The organism is Chryseobacterium sp. B21-037 (genome assembly GCF_028570785.1).
Lineage (GTDB): Bacteria > Bacteroidota > Bacteroidia > Flavobacteriales > Weeksellaceae > Chryseobacterium > Chryseobacterium proteolyticum.
In genome coordinates this window covers 3208990-3232952 of sequence record NZ_JALGCB010000001.1, presented here as the reverse complement: position 1 = coordinate 3232952, position 23963 = coordinate 3208990, and the positions used below count along the sequence as shown (strand labels likewise).

Here is a 23963-nt window from a genome sequence, read left to right as displayed (position 1 = left end):
AGGGAAGATAGAATCAGTATCAATTATGTACTTTATCTTATTATCTTCCATTGAAATTTTTTAATTCTTCTACTGTGATTCCGAATGCATCAGCATATTTTTTCAGCACAGTATCGCTTAGTGTTCTAAATACTTTTGGTTTGGTATGTCTTTTTATCCGCCACTGCCACATTCCGACATATGCAGAAAGGACAGCCATATCCATTTTATTTAATTCCATGAAATAAATGATCGGACTTACGATCTGAGCAGCAACGTTTTGCCGGGCTTCTTCTATCCTCTCATTAATAAGAGCCATGGATTCGTCAAGGGCAAGCTTTTTGGCTTCCCAGCCAATACTGTTTGCTGTTGTATAATTGTCATTTTCATCGGTAACATATACCACTTCGGTCATGTTCGCTGATTTCAGATTACTTTCGTCCTGTGGAAGATCCTGCTTTTTCATAGTCTGTTTTTTATTATGATAGTTTTTGAATAAACAGATTGATTTCAGCTCTTATCAATAATTCATTATTATTAAAAGTTTCGCAGAAGATATTGCATATATTCTCATATTTGGAAATAAGCGATGCCTTCGAAATGATCGTATCACCCACTTTCGGTAATGAAAAGACTTCGATTTTTTTAATATTGGTAATGAATCCGATCACTTTTGTTTCTATTTCGGGTCCTTCAAAAAAACTCTGGCCTACAATAGAGGAGCATGTTTGTGCGGAATTTTCGATTAACCCTGCTTCTACAAGTTCATTGTTATGAACAAAAATATTATCTGCTGTTATCAGAAAGGAAGTAATCACATTTTCTTCTGTTAATTCCAAAATATAATCTACCATCAGCATCGGTTCCCGATGAGGTAAAAAGTTATGGATATTGATGATATTGTCTTCCTTAATTTTCATTACTATTATTTTACAACAGTTTTCATTTGAGAGCTTGCGATAGTTAGTCCGTTCAGTTTCGTAATACAGTTAACTAATGTAACTCCCATTACTTCGTTGAGGATTGCCACTTCTGTTTTTAGCTCATCTCCAAGTTTGGGTAAAGATTCCGCGTCAAAAGATTTGATGGCTCCTATATAACCCGTTGGAGCTTCTTTACCTAAAAGGTAATACTTATAGCCTGTATGCAAAGCTACGCTTTGAGCCTGATGTTCGATCAATCCCGATGCCTGGAATATTCCATCCTGCAAGAAGATATTGTCTTCTTTTATCGTAAAACCCGAGACCAAATGATTCTCAGAGTATTCAGTTAATTCATTCACCATGACAAAAGGAAACCTCTGTGGAATTAAACTTTCCACAAAACTTTTATCAGATGTTGGCAGATTGATTTCCATTAGCAAACCGTTAATAATGCACAGGAGTAAGCAAACCTTCCACTTTCAGGAACACAAAGAAGTACTTTTTCTCCCTTTTTCAGTTTTCCTGAATTCATCAGTTCTTCTAAAGCAATGAAAATAGAGCCAGCTCCAATATTTCCTACTTCGGAAAGGTTATAATACCATTTTTCCCATGGGAAATCCATTCCTTTTTTGGCAAATTCTTCCTTAAGCCCATTTTTAAAGTAACCGGATGAAATATGTGCCAGGACGTGATCTATTTTTTCAGGGTCTAGCTGGTGCTTGTCGAAAGAAGCTCTTAAACTTTCTGCCCCTTTTACTAATATATATTGATCCAGAAGCTTTGTATCCTGCTTTAATGCAAAAAGAGACTGCTTCAGCCATTCATCAGATGGATAATCTGCCCATGATTTTAAGCTTCCGTCTTCTTGTTTTTCACAGCCGGAATACATACAAGCTTCAATTTCATGTGCATAAGAATAAAAATCGATGAATTCTACTTTTAAAGAAATGCTGTTTTCCCTTGGTTTGTTTTCTAATAATAAAGCACCTGCACCATCGGAAAGCATCCATCTTAAAAATTCTCTTTTAAAAGCAATGATTGGTCTTTCTTCCAGTAGTTTCAGGTTTTCTGCTTCGTGATTGAATTTATCTGCTGTCATCCAGGCCGAAAATCTCTCAGAACCTACACAAACCGCATTATCACGTACACCGGCTTTTACAGAAAGAAAACCATAATTAAAGGCATTCATTCCTGAATTACAAAGTCCCGTTGAGGTATTGATTTCTATAGATTTTCCCACATTCAGCTCTCCATGAACCATCGAAGCATGAGAAGGCTGAATCTGATCTGCAGAAGTAGTTCCACAAGATAATAACTGAATATCATCTTTCGTGAAATTTTCATCAAACAACCCTTCTACAGCTCTTGCTGTGATCTGAGCATTGGTATGGGTAGGTTGGCTGTTTTTATCTAAAGCGTAATATCTTGTTTTAATCTGATTATTTCTTAAGATCAAAGCTCTTGCTTTAGAGGGGGTGTCATTGACCAAGCCAAGATAGCTTTCCATCTCATCATTAGAAACCGGATCATTGGGTAAGTATGTTGAAGCTTTGGTTATAAATACGTCGTTCATCTCTTATTTTAAATTTATTCCTTGTAAATATTTTTTTTCTTTCATTCTTTTAGATCTCAAAAGAGGTGCCAACAATATGTGAAAAACTAAAACAATAGGAGAAATAATCCATATCGCTGCCATCAAATATACCTTAAAGAATTTGATAAGCATTGGTCGCTTTTCTTTTTTCCTGATAATAAGGTTAGACCATACAGTAAAGATTTTGTTTCCTACTTTTTCCACCCTTACTAAAAAAGGTCTGATTTCTACAGCTCCGTTCTTTACTAGTTCAGGTTGCAGATTATCATAGTGGTTATTATCGAAATGCCTTTTGATGATGTTACCGTATTTTCCGGCTCCGGCAATCTCTTCATCGGAAATTCCTGCTGCCGGAAGCATTCCCGATTTTTCTTTTTTTCCAGTTGTCAACCAGCGCAAAATAGTCAATACACTGGTATAATTATCATGTCTGTCTACCAATGCAATGTTTCCGACCAGTTTTGCATTTAAGTTTTTTAAATATACCTTAAGTTTTTCCTGCGAAAGCATCCACATATTTCGGGTTCCTGAAACAGTAACAACAGGAGTGTCTTTTAAAATGTTTTCCGCATAACCGCTTTTTAAGAAAGAGATAATTGGAATTGAGGGAGTTAAATACCAAACCTGGTACCCGAAAATAATAAGATCGAATTTCTTATTCAATACTTCTTCGGGCGGAGGAAGGATTTCTCTTGGGATTTGTAAATAAGACTCCGGGAATGTATTGAAAAAAACATCACCTGGCCATGGAAAAGGGAAGTCTTCCTTAAGCTTAATGCTATAATAGGTGACATTATATTCGTCCTTTTTATCCTCAAAAGGCTGGGCAATATTCTTTACAATATCCTCTAATTGGCCCGTTTGTGTATAGTATAAGACAAGTATGTTCTTCTGCATGGAAATTTTTATTGTTTACAAAAATATAATTTTATAATTTATCTGTTATCTCTTATAGATTTTAATTGATTCTGAACTAAAATATAAATTATATTCGTCGTTTTGAAACAATAAGTTTTTAATATTGAAGAAGATAATAACATCAGGAAGCTGATCAATACTGTTTAAAGCATAGTTATCACTGGAAACTAAAAGTATACCAACCTTTTTATTAATCTCTGAAATTGTGGATATATAGTTTATTTTTCTTTTTTTAACGAGATAATTATGATCAGCGATTTCTCTTTTTTCAATATCCGGAATCAAACTGAATATCTTGCGGCTTGCCTGTTGAAGAGAAAGTAGGATATCAATCTGGCCGTAGTCATCTGCAATATGAAGAAGCGTTGCGTCTTTAGGAATATGCATGTTCAATTCAAAGTAAGCAGACTTATTGATCCTGAAATCTTCTTTAACCTGTTTTACAATCTCATTTTCCTTATACAAAAAGCTCAGAAACAGCTTCTTTTTAAAGTAATCCTCATCCTCCAGCTCTTCTCTTAGCTTTGAAAACTCTTCTCTGAAATAAGCGTTTATTTTTTTTGTTCGTTCAGAATACGTGGACCCAAAACTCTCATCATTTTGATGGATACGATCTCCTACTTTTACCGTAATGCTCCCATCATAAATGATAAAGTCTCCTTTTGGCAATACTTCCGAGTTGCCATGAATATATACAGGCAAAATATCCAGATTCAATTGTTCAGAAAGGTAGAAAGCTCCTTTATGAAATCTTTTGATATCATTTGTATAAGAACGTTCTGCTTCCGGAAAGACCACCAGCGAATATCCTTGTTGTACCTTTTCTTTTAGTTTGTCAATTCCGTTTTCAATACCTTGGGAAACCGGATAAAAACCTAATGCCTTTACAAGTTTTCCAAAAATAGGTGAGTTATACACCCAATCATTTACAAGATATACAATCTTGTAATTGGTCATTGCCAGTGCTAGTGTATCCAGGAATGAAGTATGATTGGCAATAATAATAGCAGGTTTACTGAAATCTTCTTCAGGATTTTTTATCACCGTCTTTTTTACAAATGGATTACTATATAAAACAGAAGTTAAAAACCGGGCAATGAATATTTTGATATACCTGAGTGTATTTCCCTTGGCATTTTTAACAAAAAAAGCTCCAAATAAGGAAAAAAGAAATCCTCCCAGCCCATAATAGGCAAACGATACCACGGAGTGAAGGAATAATCTAAAAGTAATAGGAGAAAGTCCCTTTTTTGCTCTGTTAATAATTAAAAGTCTGAACCAGAACGGATACAAAGTAGAAGTAATGATAATAACCGAAAACATTCCTATTAAAGCCACCAGTGCCAAAGAGTGTAATGCCGGGTGCTTGGCAAAAATCAATGAGCCGATCGATAAAATAGTGGTGAAAACAGCTAATATGATTGAGATCCTGTAAGTAGGAAGTTCATTTTTACCTGTAGTATGTTCCTTTTGCATAGCCTTTGTCAGAAAGATGCTGAAATCGTCTCCGACTCCAAAGATAAGGGTACAGACTACAGTACTGAAAATATTGAGTTCTAGCCCTAAGAAATAAAGAATGCCGGCTGTAACCACTCCTGTTAATACAATAGGGAACATGGTAAGGACAGTGAGTTCAAAATTTCTGAAAAAGACAATAATAGTAAGGATGATGGCGAGTAGTGAATAATTGATCAGGGTGTTGAAATCTCTTTTCAATAATCCCAGAAAGTTCTCATTCATTTGCTGGCGGTCAATAGCAAGAACATCCTGCTTTTTTTCTACATCTCTGATAAAGGCATCTCTTTTAGTTTCATCCACTTTTATAATATTGGAAATAGTATAAAATCCTTTTTCATTGCTTAAAAATTCAGATACCTGTAGTGCTTTTATTTTTTCATAATCCTCAATGCTGCGGGTGGAGTAGTTTTTGTTTAAAAGTTCTGTAAATTGCTTAAAAGCTGAACTATTAAATCCAAATTTGTTTCCATTGCTTACCAATTCTGAAACCGTTTGATTTTTCTTTTGGTCGTTCCAGAATTTTTTCCAGTTTTCAATCTTTTTTTGCTGATCCTTTTCAGACAGGACTACATTGCCCAGAGAATTATAGCTCAGGATTTTTCCTTCCTTTTTTTCTTTTTCCAGAAATTGGTTCAGTTGGGTGTTTCGGGTTAATGCTTCTTCTTCAGAATTACCATAGGAAATGGTGTAGATTGATTTTGAAGTAATATCTGAAAGCTTCTGTAATTTTGCTTCGCTTATTTTCAGATCCTTTGGAATGTAGTTTAGATCTCCAATGTCTTCATTAAAACCCACGTGCCTGAATCCAAATAAGCAGGCAATAATGACCAGGGAGCATCCTATAATTAGGGGTTTGTTCTTTTCATAGGGATAAAAGCCGATCCTGTCAATGAAATTTGTGCTTGCTTTTTCCCCTTTTTCTTTAGGGTGGTATAGTTGGGGAACGATAATCAGGGCTGAAATGGAAGAAAGCATTACGGTTAGTGAAGCAAATAGTCCCAGATCCTTTAAGGCTTCCGATCTTACGAAGACAAGACATAAGAATGAAACCGCAGTGGTAGCACTGCTTAAAATAATAGGTTGGGTAATTTCTTTATAGAGCTCTTCAATATTATTATTGTGTTTATAGTGTGTAAGGATGTGCAAGGCATAATCTATTGTAATTCCGATCAGGATTGCTCCGACACTTAATGAAATTGCTGAGATCTTATCCTTAATAAAATATAAGATAAGCAGTGCCAGCAGAACAGAAAATACCGTAGGAAGAAAAACAATAATCGGAGTGAAGAAATTCCTGAAATAATAAATAAGCAGGATCAGCAGTACAGTCATGGAAATCATTACTGTATTCTGAATGTCCTTTTTTATCTGTTCAGCATTTGCAACCGCAATTACGGGTGAACCAAAGTAGCTGATTTCTGTTTTTCCTTTAAATTCTTTATTAAGATCATCCTTTATTTTGTTGAGCTGGTCTACAAAAAATTCATTGTTTTTAGTATCGTTACTTTTGTTTTTAGGATCAATAAAAAGTAATAAATTTTTTCCGTCTTTCGTTACAATAAAATTATCCTCCAGCTTAAAATCTTTGCTGACGTTAAGTGCATTCAATTTTTTAATGCCTAAAAAAGTAATTCCGAGGGGATCTTTTTTTATAAATTCTTTTGTAACCAGGCTTGTTGGGGAAGCAAGAGAAATGTAATTGTTTTCTACCTGTTTTGCAATGCTGTCTTTCTGAATCTTCCTGTTGATTTCTTTATAGTCATTTTCATCTAAAAACAAAGGGAGGTTTTGATTTACAAAATCAAAAGTCTCGGAAATTTCACTGTCATTTACCTTTCCCTGAATCGCTCCGATATACTTTTCTAAAGGAGAAATTTTTTCCAGAAAAGTATTGGCGGTTTCAGAAAGCTGAAAATTATCCTCCGAAGATTTATTCTCAATGATGACGATGATCTTATCTGAAAAATTAAGTTGTTTAAGAATTTTTGCAGTAAGATCAGATTTTTCACTTTTAGGAATGATCTGATTGATGTCTTCCTCGAAATTTATTTTTGATGCAAAAAACAGGCAAACCAAAGCAATTCCCACTGCAAATAATGCAGATAGAACTCTGTTTTTGGAGATTAAATAGTATAAAAATATAAAAAAACGATGCATCGCATTAAAAAATCAAGTTTGCAAATTTAATTTTTTAAGTATTAGTTCAAAACTTTTACCCCGTAAGTTTATTTTAAAATCAATAAAATGTTTAGGTAAAATAAAAAAAACTTATACTTTTGCAAATGTCCCTCATAATAATATATTTTAAAACAAAATTATTCTGAATAAAAAGCTGTTTTGATATGTTGAAAATATTTGATGAAAAAATAAACGGATTTTTATTTACGATAATACTTCCGCTTTTGCTGTTCTCAATGTCCTATTATGGATTTGAGTCTTCCTACACAAGATTGAAAACAGCAGAAAGGCCGCCCGATTATTTGTTTTCATCGGTGTATGCTTATCGGGTACTTCCCAACTATCTCAGTTTGTATCTTACGGACATTGTGGGATATATTATTGAAAATTATTTGGGCTTTTTTCGGAAATTTCTACATAAAAACGGAACTGCATTTTATCATGGTCTTTTTCTGATGAACAGTTTCTTCTTTATTCTTTCTTCCGTTGTTTTTAATAAACTACTTTCCCTGAAGCCGGTTTCACTTCTTGTAAACATCAATCTAAAAAGAGTTATTCATCTGCTGGCCGTGTTTTTTATTGTAATCACGCAATATGCACCTACAAATTGTGATATGATGGCACTTTTTTGTTATCTGACAGGAGTATTTTTAACATTAAAGTATTTTCATACAAATAAGACTGCATATTTTTATATTCTAATTGTTTTAATATTTCTTTCGACGTTCGTTAGGGAGACGGCTTGTCTGAATATTGCTTTTTTTGCTGCACTCTTCCTGGATATAGATGATCTCAGAAAAGGAAATTATACAATGGTCGCAAAAACAATTCCTCTGGTGATCTCTTTTTTAACAGCCTATTTAGGATTGAGAATGATTGTTGTTCAGGAAACTACTTTTGTAGAAGGCTTTTATATCAACAGGAACTTCGAAAGCCCGTTCAATCTGGCGGGGCTGTTATTTGGATCCATAGTCTTGTATTTTGTATACCTGTTGGGCGTATCTGCTGACAATAAAACGATATTTAAAAAGTATTTATTTTTCTCATTGCCTTATCTTGCTATGATTACCATGGTGGGACTTTACTGGGAGGTGAGGCTTTTCCTTCCACTTATTCTTACAGGAATTGTAGTGGCTTATCATCAATTTAAAAATTCCCTGATCCTCTCATGAGTTTATTGCATCCATATTACATCATTGCGATGATCTACATGCTTATTTTTAGCGTGCAGGAGGTCTTTGGAAATAAAGTTGATAAAAAGTGGTTTTGGTTTTTAGGGGTTTACCTGATTATTATTGCCGGGCTCAGAGATAGTGTTGGGCCGGATTATGGGAGTTATAAAGGGATTTATATCTATTCAGATACAAAAGAGTATTGGAGTATCTTTTTAAAGGCCCTTCACATAGAAGGTTCAGAGAATGTTGATATAGAATGGTTGTATGCATTGATCAATAAGATCATGCTTAATGTGTTCAATGCTCCGTTTTACATGCTGACACTCGTTATTGCTATTTTTGCTATATTTTTTAAGATAAAATATACCGAAGACAATACTTTTTATCCATTTACTTTTACGCTGTTTATGTTTATTCCCAATTTCTTCATTGGAGAAAGTGGACAGATCAGGCAGAATCTTGGAACCTTTATTATATACTTCGCAATCAGGTATATCAAAGAAAGAAAATTATGGCACTATTTATTCTTTGTATTCATAGCTTCAGGGATTCATAATGTATGTTATATATTTCTACCCATGTATTGGGTTGCACGCATACCTTTAAATAAAACAATGATGCTGGTGTCTATTATTGTTTCGATCTTTTTGTCTCCATTCGAAGTGTATAAGGTTTTTGGTAACTTTTTGAGTAATATTGCCTCCGATAGTATGCTTGTGGAAGGTTTTAACGGATATGTGGATGAGACGGCGCAGCGATTAAATGGGGGATTTGGTATTCCCGAAGCGTTAATGGCAATTCTCACATTCTTTTTATTTGCATTTGATACTCCCATGAAGGAAAAATATCCATATTATGAATATCACAGGAACTATGCCGTCATTGGAATCTGTTTTTATTTCATATTCAGAAACAATCCGGTGTTCTCATCCAGGCTTGCGGGAGCGTTTATTGGTTTCTCATTTGTATTGATTCCTAATGCAATGTATGTTGTTTCGGCTAATAAAAAGAGATTAATATATTCCTTTATCATTGCATTGACCATATTCAACTTCGTGGTATTTTCCAGTTTCAGAAATATTATTGCAGGTAGGTTCACCATTGACCTCTATAAAAATCATATTTTACCTTAACAGTAAAGTAAATGTATTGACAAAAGGCGCACTTTAAAGATGCGTCTTTTTTCTGTTATCCCTTATCAATGCTCGTTTCTTTACGCTCCAGACTGTATTTTTCCTTATTATTTGTGAACTTAATATACCACAAATTTAAAATTCAATACAATAATATTGTAGTTTTGTGCTGTTTTAATCAAAATAGAATATCTATAAATAATTGTTTTATTTAATAGTATTTATATAATAATTAACTTATTAAATATATATTTATAATATAAATCACTATTTATTGATGCGGGCTTAAAATTTGTATTGGTGTTTCTACACCAAACCTAAGGATATGAGAAACAGTATACTAAAAAAAATGACGGCAATTTTTTGCCTTGTGTCAGTGAGTGCCTATTGTAGCAATGGGTATAGATATGATAAAGATGATGAGTGGCCAGGTGATCACTATACAAAAGTTAACGATTCTTTGGTCAGGATACCACAAAACTATGATCAAAGAGTGATCAATTCTGCTGATACCCAAAGTTTTTCATCCCAGCTTAATGTAAAAAGTAAAGTAAACCCACTTGCCTTAGATTGGACTAAGGCGCCCAATAGTTATATTTTTGATCCTAACCAGGAATATGCCGGTCTGCTTATACCGGTCAGAAAAGCCTATGCCATGTGGGAAGATGATAAATATATAGGCAGTGAAGGTATTCCCGAAGGAAAATTAACGGCTGATGTATTATGGGAGGATGTTCCTGGGCTAATAATAAGTGGAGGTAATTACGCTCTTGAAGTACTTGATACGGGGCAGAATGCCAAAATTAAAGTTCCTGTAAATAAATCAAAAGAGGGAAATGCTGTAATAGCATTTAGAATAAATGGCGAAATTTTTTGGTCATGGCATGTATGGGTTACTGATGATCCCACTAACGGATCTGCCTATAAAAGTTTTGAAACAATTAAAAGACAGAGAAACGATGGAGTGATTGAGCAGATCCCCGATTCGGACTGGAGGTGGATGGATAGGGATTTAGGCTCTGTAAGCGGAACGATCACAGGAACAGAATGGAACAGGAATTTAGGCTTACTCTATCAATGGGGTAGAAAAGACCCGATACCCTCTCTGGTATACAGGGGTAATGATTTCTATGAAGTATCAGGATCTATCGGAAGAATAAGGCACCGGGGAGCAAAAAATTTCACTAATGCCATTAAAATTGATGATCTCAGAAAGTTTGTTTTATTATCCAATGCTGAAGTAACCAATAATATCAAGCTTTCTGTAAAAAATCCTTTGAGTCTTATCTATGTGAATAAGGATGATAACTCTGGTCCCGCATATTATAATAACAATGCTAATCTGATGGTTAACTGGTTTGGAAAATCCTCTAATTTTAAAGACTACCAGTTATCTGAGCTTAATTTATGGTCAGACAATTCACAGGGGAAAATAAACGCAACTTATACCACTGATGATTCAGCTCAACCGTACCGTGATAAGTCATCTTATGATCCTTGTCCCAACGGATGGCGGATTCCATCGGTTTTGGTTGCTAATCTTGCCTCAGCAAATTATGTGGATGATATCAGGACCGATTTTTCTCCCTTTGGAGTAAGAACCAATATGGGGAAAAATGCTTTTGAATCCAATGGCTACCATATTGTAAAACCCACTGATACGAATATGCCTTTATTTATGAAGGGAATTAAATTGTATCCCAATATCGGATTTGACCTTTCTCAGGTCGGAGGTTACGATATGGGATTGTTTCCCGGAACGGGGCAGGTAGCTATTGAAACACAGGCCGGACAATATGCGGACCAGCACCATACCAACATATGGACTGCGACGATGGCCAGACAGTTTGATGCTACTCCTGCTACTGTTGCAAGAGGCTTATATATGATTCCGGATAAAGCCCAGCCTGACATTCCGGATTCAAATTTCCCTACGATAAAAGGTAGATTTCAATATGTGCCGTTAGCAACAATGAATACTTCAGAAGCTAATGGATGCCGTTGCGTAAAAGATCCTTTGTATGTGGTGGATAATTATGATTTTCCTACTGAATTTTTAAACATTTCCAATGAATATCTTGAAGGGTTAAATAATCCGAATACTTATCAGATCGTTAAGGCGACGACTGTATCTACCATAGAGATTCCAGTGAGTAAAGCATTTTCAGTTCAAAGTCAGCTTCTTAATAATCAGGAGATTCTTGATCCTTCCAATTATAACAACCTTAAGGTAAATGTACTTTGGACAACTAATACAAGTTTAATTAGTAATGTATCAATAGCTAATCCCTCTCCTGCGTCGCTGGGCGGTTTAAGCGGGTCTAAAATTGTAGTTGCAATTAATCCCAATCAAAGTGGAAATGCGGTGGTTACTCTTCATAATGGCAATATCACTAATCCTGTTTACTGGAGCTGGCATATTTGGGTTACTGACACGCCCGTGAACAGTCTTCAATATACAACAGAATTGCCGGCCGGAAATGCCACCAATTATGTCAATTATGTAGATAAAGCAGATATTCCCTTCCGGACCGAATTTATGGACAGAAATCTGGGGGCAACGGATGCATTTCCGATGGTTGTAAATAATCTTACCCCTACCTCTGCGGAATTATCCAGAATCAGGGCATCCACTGGGCTTCATTATCAGTGGGGAAGAAAAGATCCTATTCCAACATTCCAGTATGCTGATAACAGAGGGTCATACAATGTGTTTCTTGGGAATGTTTTAGCAACCGGAACGATTAGTTATACTACCCTTGCTGCGTCTACTTATAATAATATGTCCGGAAGTTATATTGTTCCTTATAATACTTATGCTGCGAATGCAAATCTCCTGGATACAGATAAGGTGTCTGACAAAATTTCGAAAATCTTGTCTTATTCTGTTAGAAATCCTTTAGTATATATGATTCCAAGTACTTTTGCTCCCTATAATAGCAGTACTCCTAATTATACAAATGGAACGGATTGGCTATCTACTGAACCGAACCTGGCGCAGGACAGATGGGGAAGAGGAGGTGTGAAATCACCGTTTGATCCTTGTCCGGAAGGCTGGAGAATTCCTGATGTGTCTGGTGTTGCAATTGTTTCCGGTAAAGATTTTGGAATGACTCCATGGTATAAAAAGGATAAAAATGTTGCAACCATGTATAGTATCGTTAACGATTATCAGGGAGTGAGAGTCAGAAATCCAAGCACGACAACTACGATTGGCTATATGTTCAATCAGTCAGCATATCCTGTCGGCAATTATCCTAATTCCGGATCCAGAGGTTTCAGAAGTGTTACAGGGAATCAATCTGCCCAGGGAACTTATAACGTCCTTAATTATCAATATCCCGGATTCTGGACCGGTGCATTGGCGTCGAATTATACAGGGCGTTCTGTAAATATGTTATTCGATGCAGCTTCCTCTTCAAACCGTATTATGGCTTTTCATGATAATAACGACCCTTATTTTGGAATGAGCTGCCGTTGTGTAAAGGTTAAATATGATGAAGACGGAAATGAAGAAGGGGTAATTACAAAACTTCAGATTACATCTTTGTCAGCGACAAAAGCTGCAGCACCTTTAAATAAAGATGAGTTTTTGGATATTATGGGCAAAGAGCAGGTCTCTGTTTTTCCTAATCCGGTAAAAAGTGAACTTCATATCAAGGCACCGGATACTACCGGAGGATATTATTATCAGATATATAATATGTCGGGACAACTGATCATGTCCGGAAAATTTGAAAATGATAAGACTAATCTTTCTACATTGACATCAGGAATATATTTGATCCGGATAAATAACTCGAATAAGATCATTAAGCTTATAAAAGAATAAAAATTTAAATATAAATAGGCTGTTTCAATCATGAGACAGCTTATTTTTTACTACTTTATTTACCGATCTTATAATAATAGGTGAAAAATTCTATTAAGATGTGTTTTACTAAATTAATTTTAAGTCAATCACTTGATTGAAAAGAATAAAACCAGTATATAAATGCCCTGTAAAGTCATTTCATTTTTAAATTAAACAAGTATTGCAAAACCTATGTAATAAAAAAGCTTTACTTTTGCAAAAATTTTAGAATGTCGAAAAATTTAGTAATTGTAGAGTCCCCGGCAAAAGCAAAAACTATTCAGAAATATTTAGGAAAGGATTTTGAGGTGAAATCCAGTTTCGGACATATCCGGGATTTACCTAAAAAAGGGATGGGTATAGATCTTGAGACATTCAGTCCTGATTACGAAGTTTCTGCTGACAAAAAGAAATTGGTAACAGAATTAAAATCTGCTGTTAAAAAAGCTGAAATTGTTTGGCTTGCTTCCGATGAGGATCGTGAAGGAGAAGCCATTGCATGGCATTTGGCAGATGAATTAAAGCTTAAGCCGGAAAACAGAAAACGTATTGTTTTTCATGAAATTACTAAAAATGCTATTCTAAAAGCAATTGACAACCCGAGAGATATCGATCAGAATCTGGTTAATGCACAACAGGCAAGAAGAGTTCTTGACAGAATCGTAGGTTTTGAAATGTCTCCTGTTCTTTGGAAAAAAGTAAAACCGGGATTATCAGCGGGTAGAGTTCAGTCTGTAGCCGTGAGATTAATTGTTGAAAGAGAAAAAGAAATACGCGCTTTCAATCCTAAAGCAAGCTTTAAGCTTGACGGGATTTTCCTGAATAAAGAAGATCAGGAAATCGCTGCGAAACTTAAAAAAGATTTCGAAAAAGAAGAAGAAGCTGAAAAATTTTTGGAAAAGGCAAAAACAACAGAGTTTAAAGTTCTGAATGTTGAAACAAAGCCTGGAACGCGTTCCGCATCTGCTCCTTTTACTACTTCTACATTACAGCAGGAAGCTTCTTCCAGATTAGGTTATAATGTAACAAACACTATGCGTCTTGCACAAAGACTGTATGAAGAAGGATACATTACCTATATGAGAACAGATTCCGTGAATCTTTCTCAGGAAGCAATCGAAGGATCAAAAAGACAGATTATATCTGAATACGGTGCAGAATATTCCGCTCCGAGAAATTATACGACAAAGTCGGCTTCAGCACAGGAGGCTCACGAAGCGATACGACCGACTGATTTCGCAGTAAAAAGTATTGGGGATGCTCAATTAAACAGATTATATCAATTAATATACAGAAGAACGCTGGCCTCTCAGATGGCTAATGCTAAAATTGAAAAAACGGTCATTGAAATAGGTAATACGAGCTTGCCTCAGCATTTTGAAGCTCAGGGTGAGGTTATTATTTTTGATGGTTTCCTTAAAGCTTACGGTATTGTAAAAACGGAAGATGACGACGAGGAAAATAATGAGAAATTACTTCCGAAAGTAAAAGTAGGAGAAGTTTTAAGTTATAAATCAATTACGGCAACTGAAAAGTTCACCAGACCCAGCGCAAGATATACAGAAGCAGGATTGGTAAGAAAGCTTGAAGAATTGGGAATAGGCCGTCCTTCCACGTATGCGCCTACCATTCAGACCATCCAGAACCGTGAGTATGTTGATAAGCGTGAGATTGAGCCACAGATTCGTGAAGTGGTGAAAATGTCTTTGGTAAAAGATAAAATTAAAAAGGTAATACTCGACGAGAAATTCGGAGGTGATAAAAATAAATTTGTTCCTACAGATATTGGTGAGGTAGTCAATGACTTTCTTATTGATCATTTTAAGGAAATTCTTGATTACGGATTCACGGCAAGAGTTGAAGAAAGTTTCGATGAAATTGCAAACGGAGATCAGAAATGGAAGGAGATGATGACTGATTTTTATTCCAAATTCCATCCAAGAATTGAAGACGTAGAAGAAAATGCGGACCGTGCAAATGGGGATAGGCTGTTGGGTGTTGATCCAAAAACAGGTAAAAATGTTCATGCCAGAATTGGAAGATTTGGAGCTATGATCCAGATAGGGGAGACTGAAGATGAAGAAAAACCTACTTTTGCATCGCTAATGAGTGGGCAGAATATTGCAACCATTACGCTTGAAGAAGCATTGGAACTATTCAAGCTGCCTTTTGATCTGAAAGATTATGAAGGCCAATCCGTTTCAGTAGGTGTGGGGAGATTCGGTCCTTATGTAAAGTGGGGTGAAACGTATATCAGTATTCCAAAAGGAGAGGATCCGCTTTCTGTAGATCAGAACAGGGCTGAAGAAATTATCGGAGAAAAGAAAAAAGCTGATGCTCCTATTGCAACCTACAAGGGAGAGCCGGTAACCAAAGGAACAGGAAGGTTTGGTCCATTTATCAAATATCAGAGTATTTTTGTAAACGTTCCTAAAAAGTATGATTTCGATAATCTTTCTCAAAGCGACATTAATGAATTAATTGATGCTAAACTGGAGAAAGAAGCAAACAGATATATTCAGCAGTGGGAGAAAGAAAAAATATCTATTGAAAATGGAAGATGGGGACCATTTATTAAGTTTGGAAAGAGCATGTTCAAAATTCCAAAGAAAAAAGATGACACAAAATATGATGCTGAAGAACTGAAAGAAGTTTCATTGGATGAGGTGAAAAAGTGGATTACTGCCCAGGATAAAAATGCTTTTGCCGAGAAAAAAAAGCCGGCAGCCAAGAAAAAAGCGACTGCCACAAAAAAGAAATAAAAAGTAATGATATTACAAAGCCATTAACAAACAGTGTTAATGGCTTTTTTTATGACCATTAAATGATTTTATTTTAATATTTTTGGTTTTTAAGACTTAATTAGAGAGAATGAATTTTGAAGATTTTATAATTGCCCCTAGGAATTTCAAAACTGAGAATTGGCAGATTGGAAACCAGATTACCAAAGAAATAAAAGAAGACAGTATTGTTTTGCTTTTCGTATCAGATTACAGAGGATCAGGTGGCGATGCTGAAGTACAGGATTTTACCTCTGTAAGAAAGGAATTTTATAAATTATCACAGTTGGATTTTGAAATTCCCATCGTTGATCTTGGAGACCTTGTTTCCGGTAAATCTGTTCAGGATTCCCATTATATCTTACAAGAGGTTCTTTCTGCCTGTCACTATAAAAGAGCAATTCCTGTCATTATCGGAGGTTCTAATGATTTCGCCTTTTCTTTATTTTCAGGATTGAATTTTCATCAAAAAAATATCAATTATACACAGATCAGTAACGTCATTTCTCTTAAACAGGGTGAGCATATCAATGAGCATACTTTTCTAAGCAAAATTTTGGGTGCTAAGAATTTTTCGATTAAGAATTACCACCACTTGGGATATCAGAAGCACCTGAACGAAGTAGATTCTGTAAAGCTGATTAAAGAAGTTGAGTTTGATATTGTCCGTCTGGCAGAAATGATGAATTCTACAGAAAAAACAGAGCCCTTCTTCAGAAAGGCTGATTTGGTGACTCTCAATTGTGATGCAATTGAAAGTTTTGGAGAACCTTTTTCAATAAATCCGCAGGTGAATGGACTAAATAGACGGGAAATCTGCGCTTACATGAAGGAAGTTGGGTTGAGTGAAAATTTGAAGTCTGTCGGAATTTTTAATTATAACATATATTCGGAAAGCCAGTTGAATCATCAATTGTTGGCACAGATGATCTGGTATCTGATAGAAGGAATCAATATCCAAAGATCACACCCAAAAGAAAGGCACTACGAAATTTTTTATGTGTTGATCGATGATAGCCAACATACATTTAAGCGTGATACGTTTAGTAATCTGTGGTATTTTGGAGATGATGAGAATATTGAGAATTGTATTCCTTGTTCAAGAAAAGATTTTGACGAAGCAAAGAAAGGCTGGTTGAATGCAAGGCTGACGAAAATTTAATTTATAATGAATACTGTTCCCTCAAAAGTTTCTATCATAGTTCCTGTTTATAATGTTGAAAATTATTTGGCTAAATGTCTCGACTCTTTGATTAATCAAAGTCTGCAGGAAATTGAAATTATCGTTGTGGACGATGGTAGCAGTGATAATTCTGGATTGATTGCACAGGAATATGGCCAGCGTTTTCCGGAAAGACTAAAAGTTTGGAAGAAAGAAAATGGAGGTTTAAGCGATGCCCGGAATTTTGCCATTGACCGAGCGACGGGAGATTATATTGGTTTTGTGGATAGTGATGATTATGTCGGAAAAACCATGTTTGAAGAAATGTTTAACCTTGCGGAAAAGCATAATGCCGAAATGGTCATCTGTAATATTCAAAAAGTTGACGAGTCGGGAATTGTTACCCAAAAGCTTACTCAAATTCCTAATATGCCGGAAAAAATTGATTTGGAGAAAAACTTTTCTGTGTTTTCTGATCTCAGCTATTTTGCATGCAACAAGTTGTTCCGGAAGGAACTTTTTAATGATAAAAGGTTCAAAAAAGGGGTGCATTTTGAAGATATTCAGCTCATTCCACAACTTTTACTCAAGTGTAAGATTGTAGCACAGACGCAAAACTTTCATTATCACTATTTGGAAAGAAATGATTCTATCACTAAAACACATACTGAAAAAGGATTAGATATCCTCAAAGCAGTAAAAGATGTAGAATCTGAATTTAAAACATCATCCTATTCAACAAAAAAAGAGGAACTGAAAAACTTCCAGATTTTAGAGGGAGTATATAGTTTTTTGGCCTATCTGGCGTTTGTAAAAGATGATAAAGTTTTTTACGATATGGCTGATCAGCTGAAAAATTTTATAGAGGAAAGGAATATTAAAATTAAAGATATATTGTTCTATAGTCGTTTTGGTAAGAATTATATTTTATATTTGCCACTGAAAAAAAAGATATTTTATCTATTGTTTTTTGCAGGGCAAAAAAAATTGATAAGAAAGTTGATTTAAACACAAATGTAAGTACTGTCATTTCGATATATTACAAATTTCGTAGATACTATTTAGCAGATCTTAAGTAATGAGTGCTAAAGCATAATGAAAGTACTTAAATAGGAAAAAATGAAGAATTTTGAATTGTTCTTAAGCGAGATGGATATTTCTATTTTTTATGTAAAAATAGGATTTGGATTCTTGTTTTCTTTTTTAATCACGTTTTTCTCTATCCCAACCATTATTAAAATTTCCAGAAGAAAAAATCTGATGGATGAGCCGGGGGTAAGAAGTTCACACTTGAGAAAAATTCCCAATCTTGGAGGAATTGCTATTTTCTATTCTATAGGTATTTGTACTTCTATTTTTGCCTATGAACTTTTTGATCTGTATAAGTTTTTATTTGCTTCATTGCTCATTCTCCTTTATGTAGGAGTAATGGACGATATTGTAGTGATGAGAGCTTACAAAAAGCTTGTTGCCCAGATTGTGGTATCCACGCTTATCGTTATAGGATCTGATATAAGAATCAGAAATCTCTTTGGGATCTTTGGCATTTATGAACTTGAGTATGTTGTCAGTGTTATATTTAGTGTTATTACTTTTATTGTTCTTATTAATGCATTTAATCTCATTGATGGGATTGACGGACTCGCTGGAGGGTATTCAGTGATATGTAGTGCATTGTTTGGGATAAGTTATTATAGATTAGGAGAATATAATTATCCTCTGGTCGTATTGTCCGTTGTAATCATTGGAGCTGTTTTGGCATTTTTATACTATAACCTCTCGAATTACAGGACCAATAAGATATTCATGGGAGATACAGGATCTATGTTGTTAGGATTTTTATTGGCATTTACAAGCATCTGTTTTATTGATATATTTATAGACAAGAAGCTTCCGGATATTCCAAGGTATCACTTACAGTCAGCTCCGGCGATAGCTGTAGCCATATTGATTTTACCTATTGTAGATACTTTGAATGTCATCTTTGTAAGACTTTGGAATAAAAAATCTCCCTTTGATGCGGATAAGAATCATATACACCATAAGCTTCTGAAGCTTGACTTTACCCATAGAAGATCGGGTTTTTATATTGTCGTCTATTATCTTTTTATAGTAATGGTGGCATATTTTTTAAGACATATAAATGTAAATTTATTGTTATTGGTGATACTTGTGCTGGGCTTTACTGGTGCTTATTTGCCGGATTTTATTTATCGGATAAGAAATAATAGGAAGTAACAATTAAATTTTTATTTTTGTAAACAACATTTGATTATGATAAGAAATTTTAAATATTTATCCCTTTTAATCCTGCCTTTTTTCATTACCTCTTGTATCACAAAAAAAGATGTAAGATATATGCAGCCTAATGAAAATCTTGTGATCAATGAGGAAGGTCTTGTTCCTTACAACATTCCCGTATACAGGATCACGAAGAACGATATACTGAATCTCAATATTGTTACTACTCCAAAGGGCGATGCAGCGCAGTTTTATTCTACTTTAAATACTTCCGGTAGTACAGTTGCTCCCGGGGTTAATCCCACAACTATAGGAACTTTAGGACGTGTTGGAAGCGGAAGTGGAGGAAGTGGTGGTGGAGGAAATACCAATTTCTATTTTAATGGATTAAAAGTGGATTCCAATGGAGATATTAATGTTTTTGGAATCGGCTACATCAAAGCAGAAGGACGTACTATCGAAGATATCACCAAAGAGATCCAGGAGAAAGTAAATGAAAATTTCCAGGATGGAAAGTCTCAGGTGAGATTAAATACGGACGGGATAACTTATTATATTCTTGGAGATACGGAAGCTGTTGCTATTACAGGAGAAAAAGTGGCTCACAAAAATACGCTTACCATTACCGAAGCACTGGCAATTAATGGAGGATTAAATAAAAGTGTAGATAGAAAAACAATTGTTATCCACAGAAAATTACCGGAAGGAATTAAAATTGCGAAAATAGATTTAACCCGGGAAGATGTAATGAATTCACCATATTATTATGTGCAAAATGGTGATGAAATCTATCTTAATACCAGAGGGAAAAGCTTGAATGGATTGGGAAAAGACCCTGTACAGACTATCACAACAGGAATTTCATTAATTACTACAGCGTTGTCAGTTTATTTAATCCTAACAAGACTTTAATATCATGATTCCAGGAAAAGAAACTAACGTTGAGAAGAATAATTCTCAAAAAGATAAAACCGGTTCTTTTGAATTGTTTGATGTTGAGCACTTTTTAAGAAGGATATTAAAGAACTGGTATTGGTTTGTTTTAATGCTGTTTATTGGCTACTGTATCTCATGGATGTATGGTAAATATTATGCACAGAGTATTTATGCTTCAAACCTTTCTTTAAGTGTATCTAATAATACTTCCAGCTACTTTACTCCTAACCAGTCAATTAACTTTATTTGGGGACAGGGAGGAAATCAAGACGGGATTTATTTGAAAAAAATGCTTTTGTCAAGATCACACAATGAATTTCTTGTAAAGGAGCTTGATCTTTTTGTTAACTATTCTACAAAAGGATCTATAAAATCTACTTATCTGGATAAAGACGATTCACCGGTCTTTGTGCAGATTGATAAGAAACACTTACAACAGATTAATTATCCTATTACATTGATGCCAAAAGGAGGAAATACGTATGAAGTGGTATTACCTGATAAAGGAGAATCAACTCATTTGTATAATTATGAAGTGGAGGGGTTTCAGGATATTCATAGCTTTAAAAGACCATCGAATAAAATAATTAAAGTAGGAGAATGGTTCATAGCACCTAATATTAAATTTAGACTGCTTCAGAATCCAATAACCCCAAATATTAAACTGGATAATATTATTGTTAATCTTAGTTCTGTCAATCAGTCCGTTAATGAGATTGTATCAACCATCGGAGTAGAGTTTGATAAGGAGATCAATTCTATTATGATCATTACAAAAACAGGTTTCAATCTTAATGGAACTGTAAATTTCCTTAACAAGTCTGTAAGTGAGCTACAGAAGAAAAGGATGCTTGATAAAATGACCGTTGATAAAAATACGGAAACCTATCTTCAGGATAATCTTACAGGAGTAAGAAAGAAACTGGATTCAAGTGCTACTGTTCTCAACTATTTAAAAACTTCGGAAAAGCTCTACGACATTAAAGATAGAGATGAAAAATCTCTGACGAAGATTAAGGAACTGGAAGCAAAAAAGGCAGACCTGACAAGTAAAATTAACTCCCTTAATCTTATTAAGAACACACTGGAGAACCAGAATTTTGATAAAATGATCAGTACAAATGCTGCAGGGTTCGAAGACGGAATGTTTACGGCTTCAGTTTCGGAACTTAAGGCATTGTATCTTAAAAGGAGAGAAATGGCTACGATTTATACGCCAAATTCAGAACCTATGAAAGAAATCAACAGGCTGATCAGTGATGCAAAATTAAGCTCTTCCAACTCTTTGAGCAATTACTATAATGGATTTAATGTTGAAATCAATAAGATTAATCAACAGGTAGCTGAAGCTAATGCTGATCTTGACGCTTACCCTGAAAAGGAAAGAAAGTATTTAGATGCAGAAAGAGGATACAATATGATTGAAGCCACTTATAATAGTTTACTGGGAAGGCAGAATGAAACTAAGATGAGGATGGCGACGAATCAATCTGATATATCTGTTATTGACCCTGCCAAAAATGTAGGACAGTCTCCTATCGGGCCCAACGTAAAAGGAACGAAGCTGGTCATTATGGGAGGTTTATTACTTCTGCCGTTTTTGTTTATTTTAATCGGAGAATTGCTGGATAATAAAATAAGAAATATTAAAGAATTATTGAGTGCTACCAAAATTCCATTGCTTGGAGTGGTAGGTAATAATAATAATGAGAATATGCTTACCGTGCTTGATCAGCCTAAGTCTTCAGTTTCTGAAGCATTTAGAGGAATAAGGGCGAATATGCGATTTTTGTCTGATGAAAATGAAAAGAGTAAAGTTGTTTTAATTACTTCATCGATTGGAGGGGAAGGTAAAACATATGTTTCAATTAACCTTGCTTCAGTTCTTGGTTTAAGTGATAAAAAGACTATTCTTTTGGGAATGGACCTAAGAAAACCAAAAATATTCGGTGATTTCAAAATTGATAATAAATATGGAATTTCGAATTATCTTACAGGCGAAGTTTCCATTGACCAGATTATCAATAAAACAACAATTCCAAATCTTGATGTTGCCACATCAGGGCCAATTCCTCCGAACCCGTCAGAACTGTTAATGAGTAAAAAGAATATTAAATTCATTGAAGAGTTAAGGGAGATTTATGATTTTATCATTATCGATTCCCCGCCGGTAGGACTTGTTGCAGACTCATATGAATTGATGAAATATTCTGATACTAACATCTATGTGGTGCGTCATGAATATACTGAAAAGTATATGCTTAAAATGATTACGGAAAAATATCATAATAATGAGATTGAAAACCTTGGTCTTGTATATAACGATTATATTATAAAGCAGGGATATGGTTATGGCTATGGATACGGATACGGTTATGGCTATTTTGATGAGGACAAAAATTACAAAGAGCCGCTATTGATTAAAATAAGAAATAAAATACAGGCAATTTTTAATAAAAAATAAAACATTAAACCCTCATTTAATGAGGGTTTATTATATAAGGCTTTTATTGATTCTATTAAAAAAAGAATATTTTCGGTACTTTGTCGTTTACTTTATAACAAATTATGTTTTTTTGTTTGTTTTTAACTAAACATTAAGAATATCATTAATATAAAAATGTTTTATATTTGCAAAAATTAAATTTTAAAATAACCATAAATCCATATTCTTTTATGAATAAAAAATTATTATTTAGCTTCCTGGCCGTCCTTGGAACAATGACTGGTGTGAAAGCACAAAGAAACGAATTGGGAGTTCGTCTAGGTATGAGTAACCTAGTGGGTGATATAGGAAGTACGAGTTATATTTTACAAAAGCCGTTGGATTTAAGCAGAGCATCAGATTGGGGAGTTCCATTTTATGGTGGTATATTATATAGATTTAATTTTAATCCCTACCAAACTGTTAGACTAGATTTAGGTTATAATCAGGTACAGTTCAGTGATAAAGCAGCGAAAGAAGATTATAGAAGAAATAGAAACTCATTTGGAAAGAATAATGTATATGAAGCAAGTTTGGTATTTGAATATAATTTTTTCCCGGTAAATAATGAGCAGATAAGTATGGTTAGCCCTTATATATTTGGGGGTATTGGAGGTTTAATGTTTGATGCTCCTAAAGCGACTTTAGTGAATGACTTTAGAAGAGATGCAGATGGAGTAGCACAAGCTCCGATTAATGAAAGGGATTTTACTACACGAGCAGAATATTCTCTGGGTAAGAAAGTAACAATGCATATTCCTTTTGGAGTCGGATTAAAATATAAATTTAACCATAGCTGGGCAATATTTGCGGAAGCTACGTTTAGATATACATTAACAGATCAGTTGGATCATAGTAAAATATTAACTAAAGATGTTGTATCTACCTATAATGGAGATATAGTAAATCCTACAACAGGAGGGTCTTTATTGCAAACAGGAAATTATTATGCTGTTTCAAAAGAAAGAGAAGCTGCATTTGTTAATGGAAGAAATGTTGGAGATACAAAATCTAAGGATTGGATGAATACCTTTAGCTTAGGTCTTACATTCTCCTTTGGAAGACCTCCGTGTTATTGTGAGTAATTA

16 protein-coding genes are annotated in these 23963 nt (G+C 34.6%); 10 read left to right on the top strand and 6 right to left on the bottom strand.

Annotated features, from left to right (window positions below; all coding sequences use genetic code 11):
• Window positions 1-40: 40 nt before the first annotated feature.
• From MTQ00_RS14300 to MTQ00_RS14275, 6 genes are read right to left on the bottom strand one after another with little or no spacing between them, the layout of a single operon-like run.
• On the bottom strand, window positions 41-445 hold the full coding sequence (locus MTQ00_RS14300) for a hypothetical protein (protein WP_273649894.1): 405 nt from the start codon (window positions 443-445) through the stop codon (window positions 41-43).
• A 13-nt stretch (window positions 446-458) separates the two neighbouring features.
• Complete coding sequence (locus MTQ00_RS14295) at window positions 459-899, bottom strand: ABC transporter permease (protein ID WP_273649892.1); 441 nt, start codon at window positions 897-899, stop codon at window positions 459-461.
• A gap of 5 nt (window positions 900-904) precedes the next feature.
• Window positions 905-1336 carry a hypothetical protein gene (locus tag MTQ00_RS14290; protein WP_172281101.1) on the bottom strand — a complete coding sequence of 144 codons (432 nt, stop codon included), beginning with the start codon at window positions 1334-1336 and terminating at the stop codon, window positions 905-907.
• Entirely contained in the window at window positions 1336-2475 is a 1140-nt protein-coding gene (locus tag MTQ00_RS14285) for a beta-ketoacyl-ACP synthase III (RefSeq protein WP_172281099.1), read from the bottom strand. The genes MTQ00_RS14290 and MTQ00_RS14285 overlap by 1 nt, the downstream gene beginning before the upstream one ends.
• Before the next feature lie 3 nt (window positions 2476-2478).
• A complete protein-coding gene (locus MTQ00_RS14280; RefSeq protein WP_172281097.1) occupies window positions 2479-3393 on the bottom strand; it encodes a dialkylrecorsinol condensing enzyme DarA in 915 nt (304 codons plus the stop codon).
• Between the two features lie 45 nt (window positions 3394-3438).
• Window positions 3439-7089 (bottom strand): MMPL family transporter, encoded by a 3651-nt coding sequence (locus MTQ00_RS14275; protein WP_273649888.1) that lies wholly within the window; start codon window positions 7087-7089, stop codon window positions 3439-3441.
• Window positions 7090-7274: 185 nt separating this feature from the next.
• Here MTQ00_RS14275 and MTQ00_RS14270 point away from each other — a divergent pair, with 185 nt between their 5' ends.
• From MTQ00_RS14270 to porG, 10 genes are all read left to right on the top strand, one after another.
• Window positions 7275-8282 (top strand): hypothetical protein, encoded by a 1008-nt coding sequence (locus tag MTQ00_RS14270; RefSeq protein ID WP_273649886.1) that lies wholly within the window; start codon window positions 7275-7277, stop codon window positions 8280-8282.
• Complete coding sequence (locus MTQ00_RS14265; protein WP_273649884.1) at window positions 8279-9418, top strand: EpsG family protein; 1140 nt, start codon at window positions 8279-8281, stop codon at window positions 9416-9418. Before MTQ00_RS14270 ends, MTQ00_RS14265 begins: the two co-directional genes overlap by 4 nt.
• A gap of 349 nt (window positions 9419-9767) precedes the next feature.
• Complete coding sequence (locus MTQ00_RS14260) at window positions 9768-13250, top strand: T9SS type A sorting domain-containing protein (RefSeq protein ID WP_273649882.1); 3483 nt, start codon at window positions 9768-9770, stop codon at window positions 13248-13250.
• Window positions 13251-13501: 251 nt separating this feature from the next.
• Window positions 13502-16033, top strand: a complete 2532-nt coding sequence (topA, locus tag MTQ00_RS14255) for a type I DNA topoisomerase (RefSeq protein WP_273649880.1) — start codon at window positions 13502-13504, stop codon at window positions 16031-16033.
• A gap of 109 nt (window positions 16034-16142) precedes the next feature.
• Window positions 16143-17213 carry a formimidoylglutamase gene (locus tag MTQ00_RS14250; RefSeq protein WP_273649878.1) on the top strand — a complete coding sequence of 357 codons (1071 nt, stop codon included), beginning with the start codon at window positions 16143-16145 and terminating at the stop codon, window positions 17211-17213.
• 6 nt (window positions 17214-17219) lie between these two features.
• Window positions 17220-18221, top strand: coding sequence for a glycosyltransferase family 2 protein (locus MTQ00_RS14245; protein WP_172282397.1), 1002 nt, complete (start codon window positions 17220-17222; stop codon window positions 18219-18221).
• A gap of 111 nt (window positions 18222-18332) precedes the next feature.
• Window positions 18333-19451 (top strand): glycosyltransferase family 4 protein, encoded by a 1119-nt coding sequence (locus tag MTQ00_RS14240; RefSeq protein ID WP_273649875.1) that lies wholly within the window; start codon window positions 18333-18335, stop codon window positions 19449-19451.
• Window positions 19452-19487: 36 nt separating this feature from the next.
• Window positions 19488-20366, top strand: coding sequence for a polysaccharide biosynthesis/export family protein (locus MTQ00_RS14235; protein ID WP_172281083.1), 879 nt, complete (start codon window positions 19488-19490; stop codon window positions 20364-20366).
• 4 nt (window positions 20367-20370) lie between these two features.
• Entirely contained in the window at window positions 20371-22854 is a 2484-nt protein-coding gene (locus MTQ00_RS14230; RefSeq protein WP_273649872.1) for an exopolysaccharide transport family protein, read from the top strand.
• A 212-nt stretch (window positions 22855-23066) separates the two neighbouring features.
• A complete protein-coding gene (gene porG / locus MTQ00_RS14225; protein ID WP_172282395.1) occupies window positions 23067-23960 on the top strand; it encodes a type IX secretion system protein PorG in 894 nt (297 codons plus the stop codon).
• The last annotated feature ends 3 nt before the right edge of the window (window positions 23961-23963 follow it).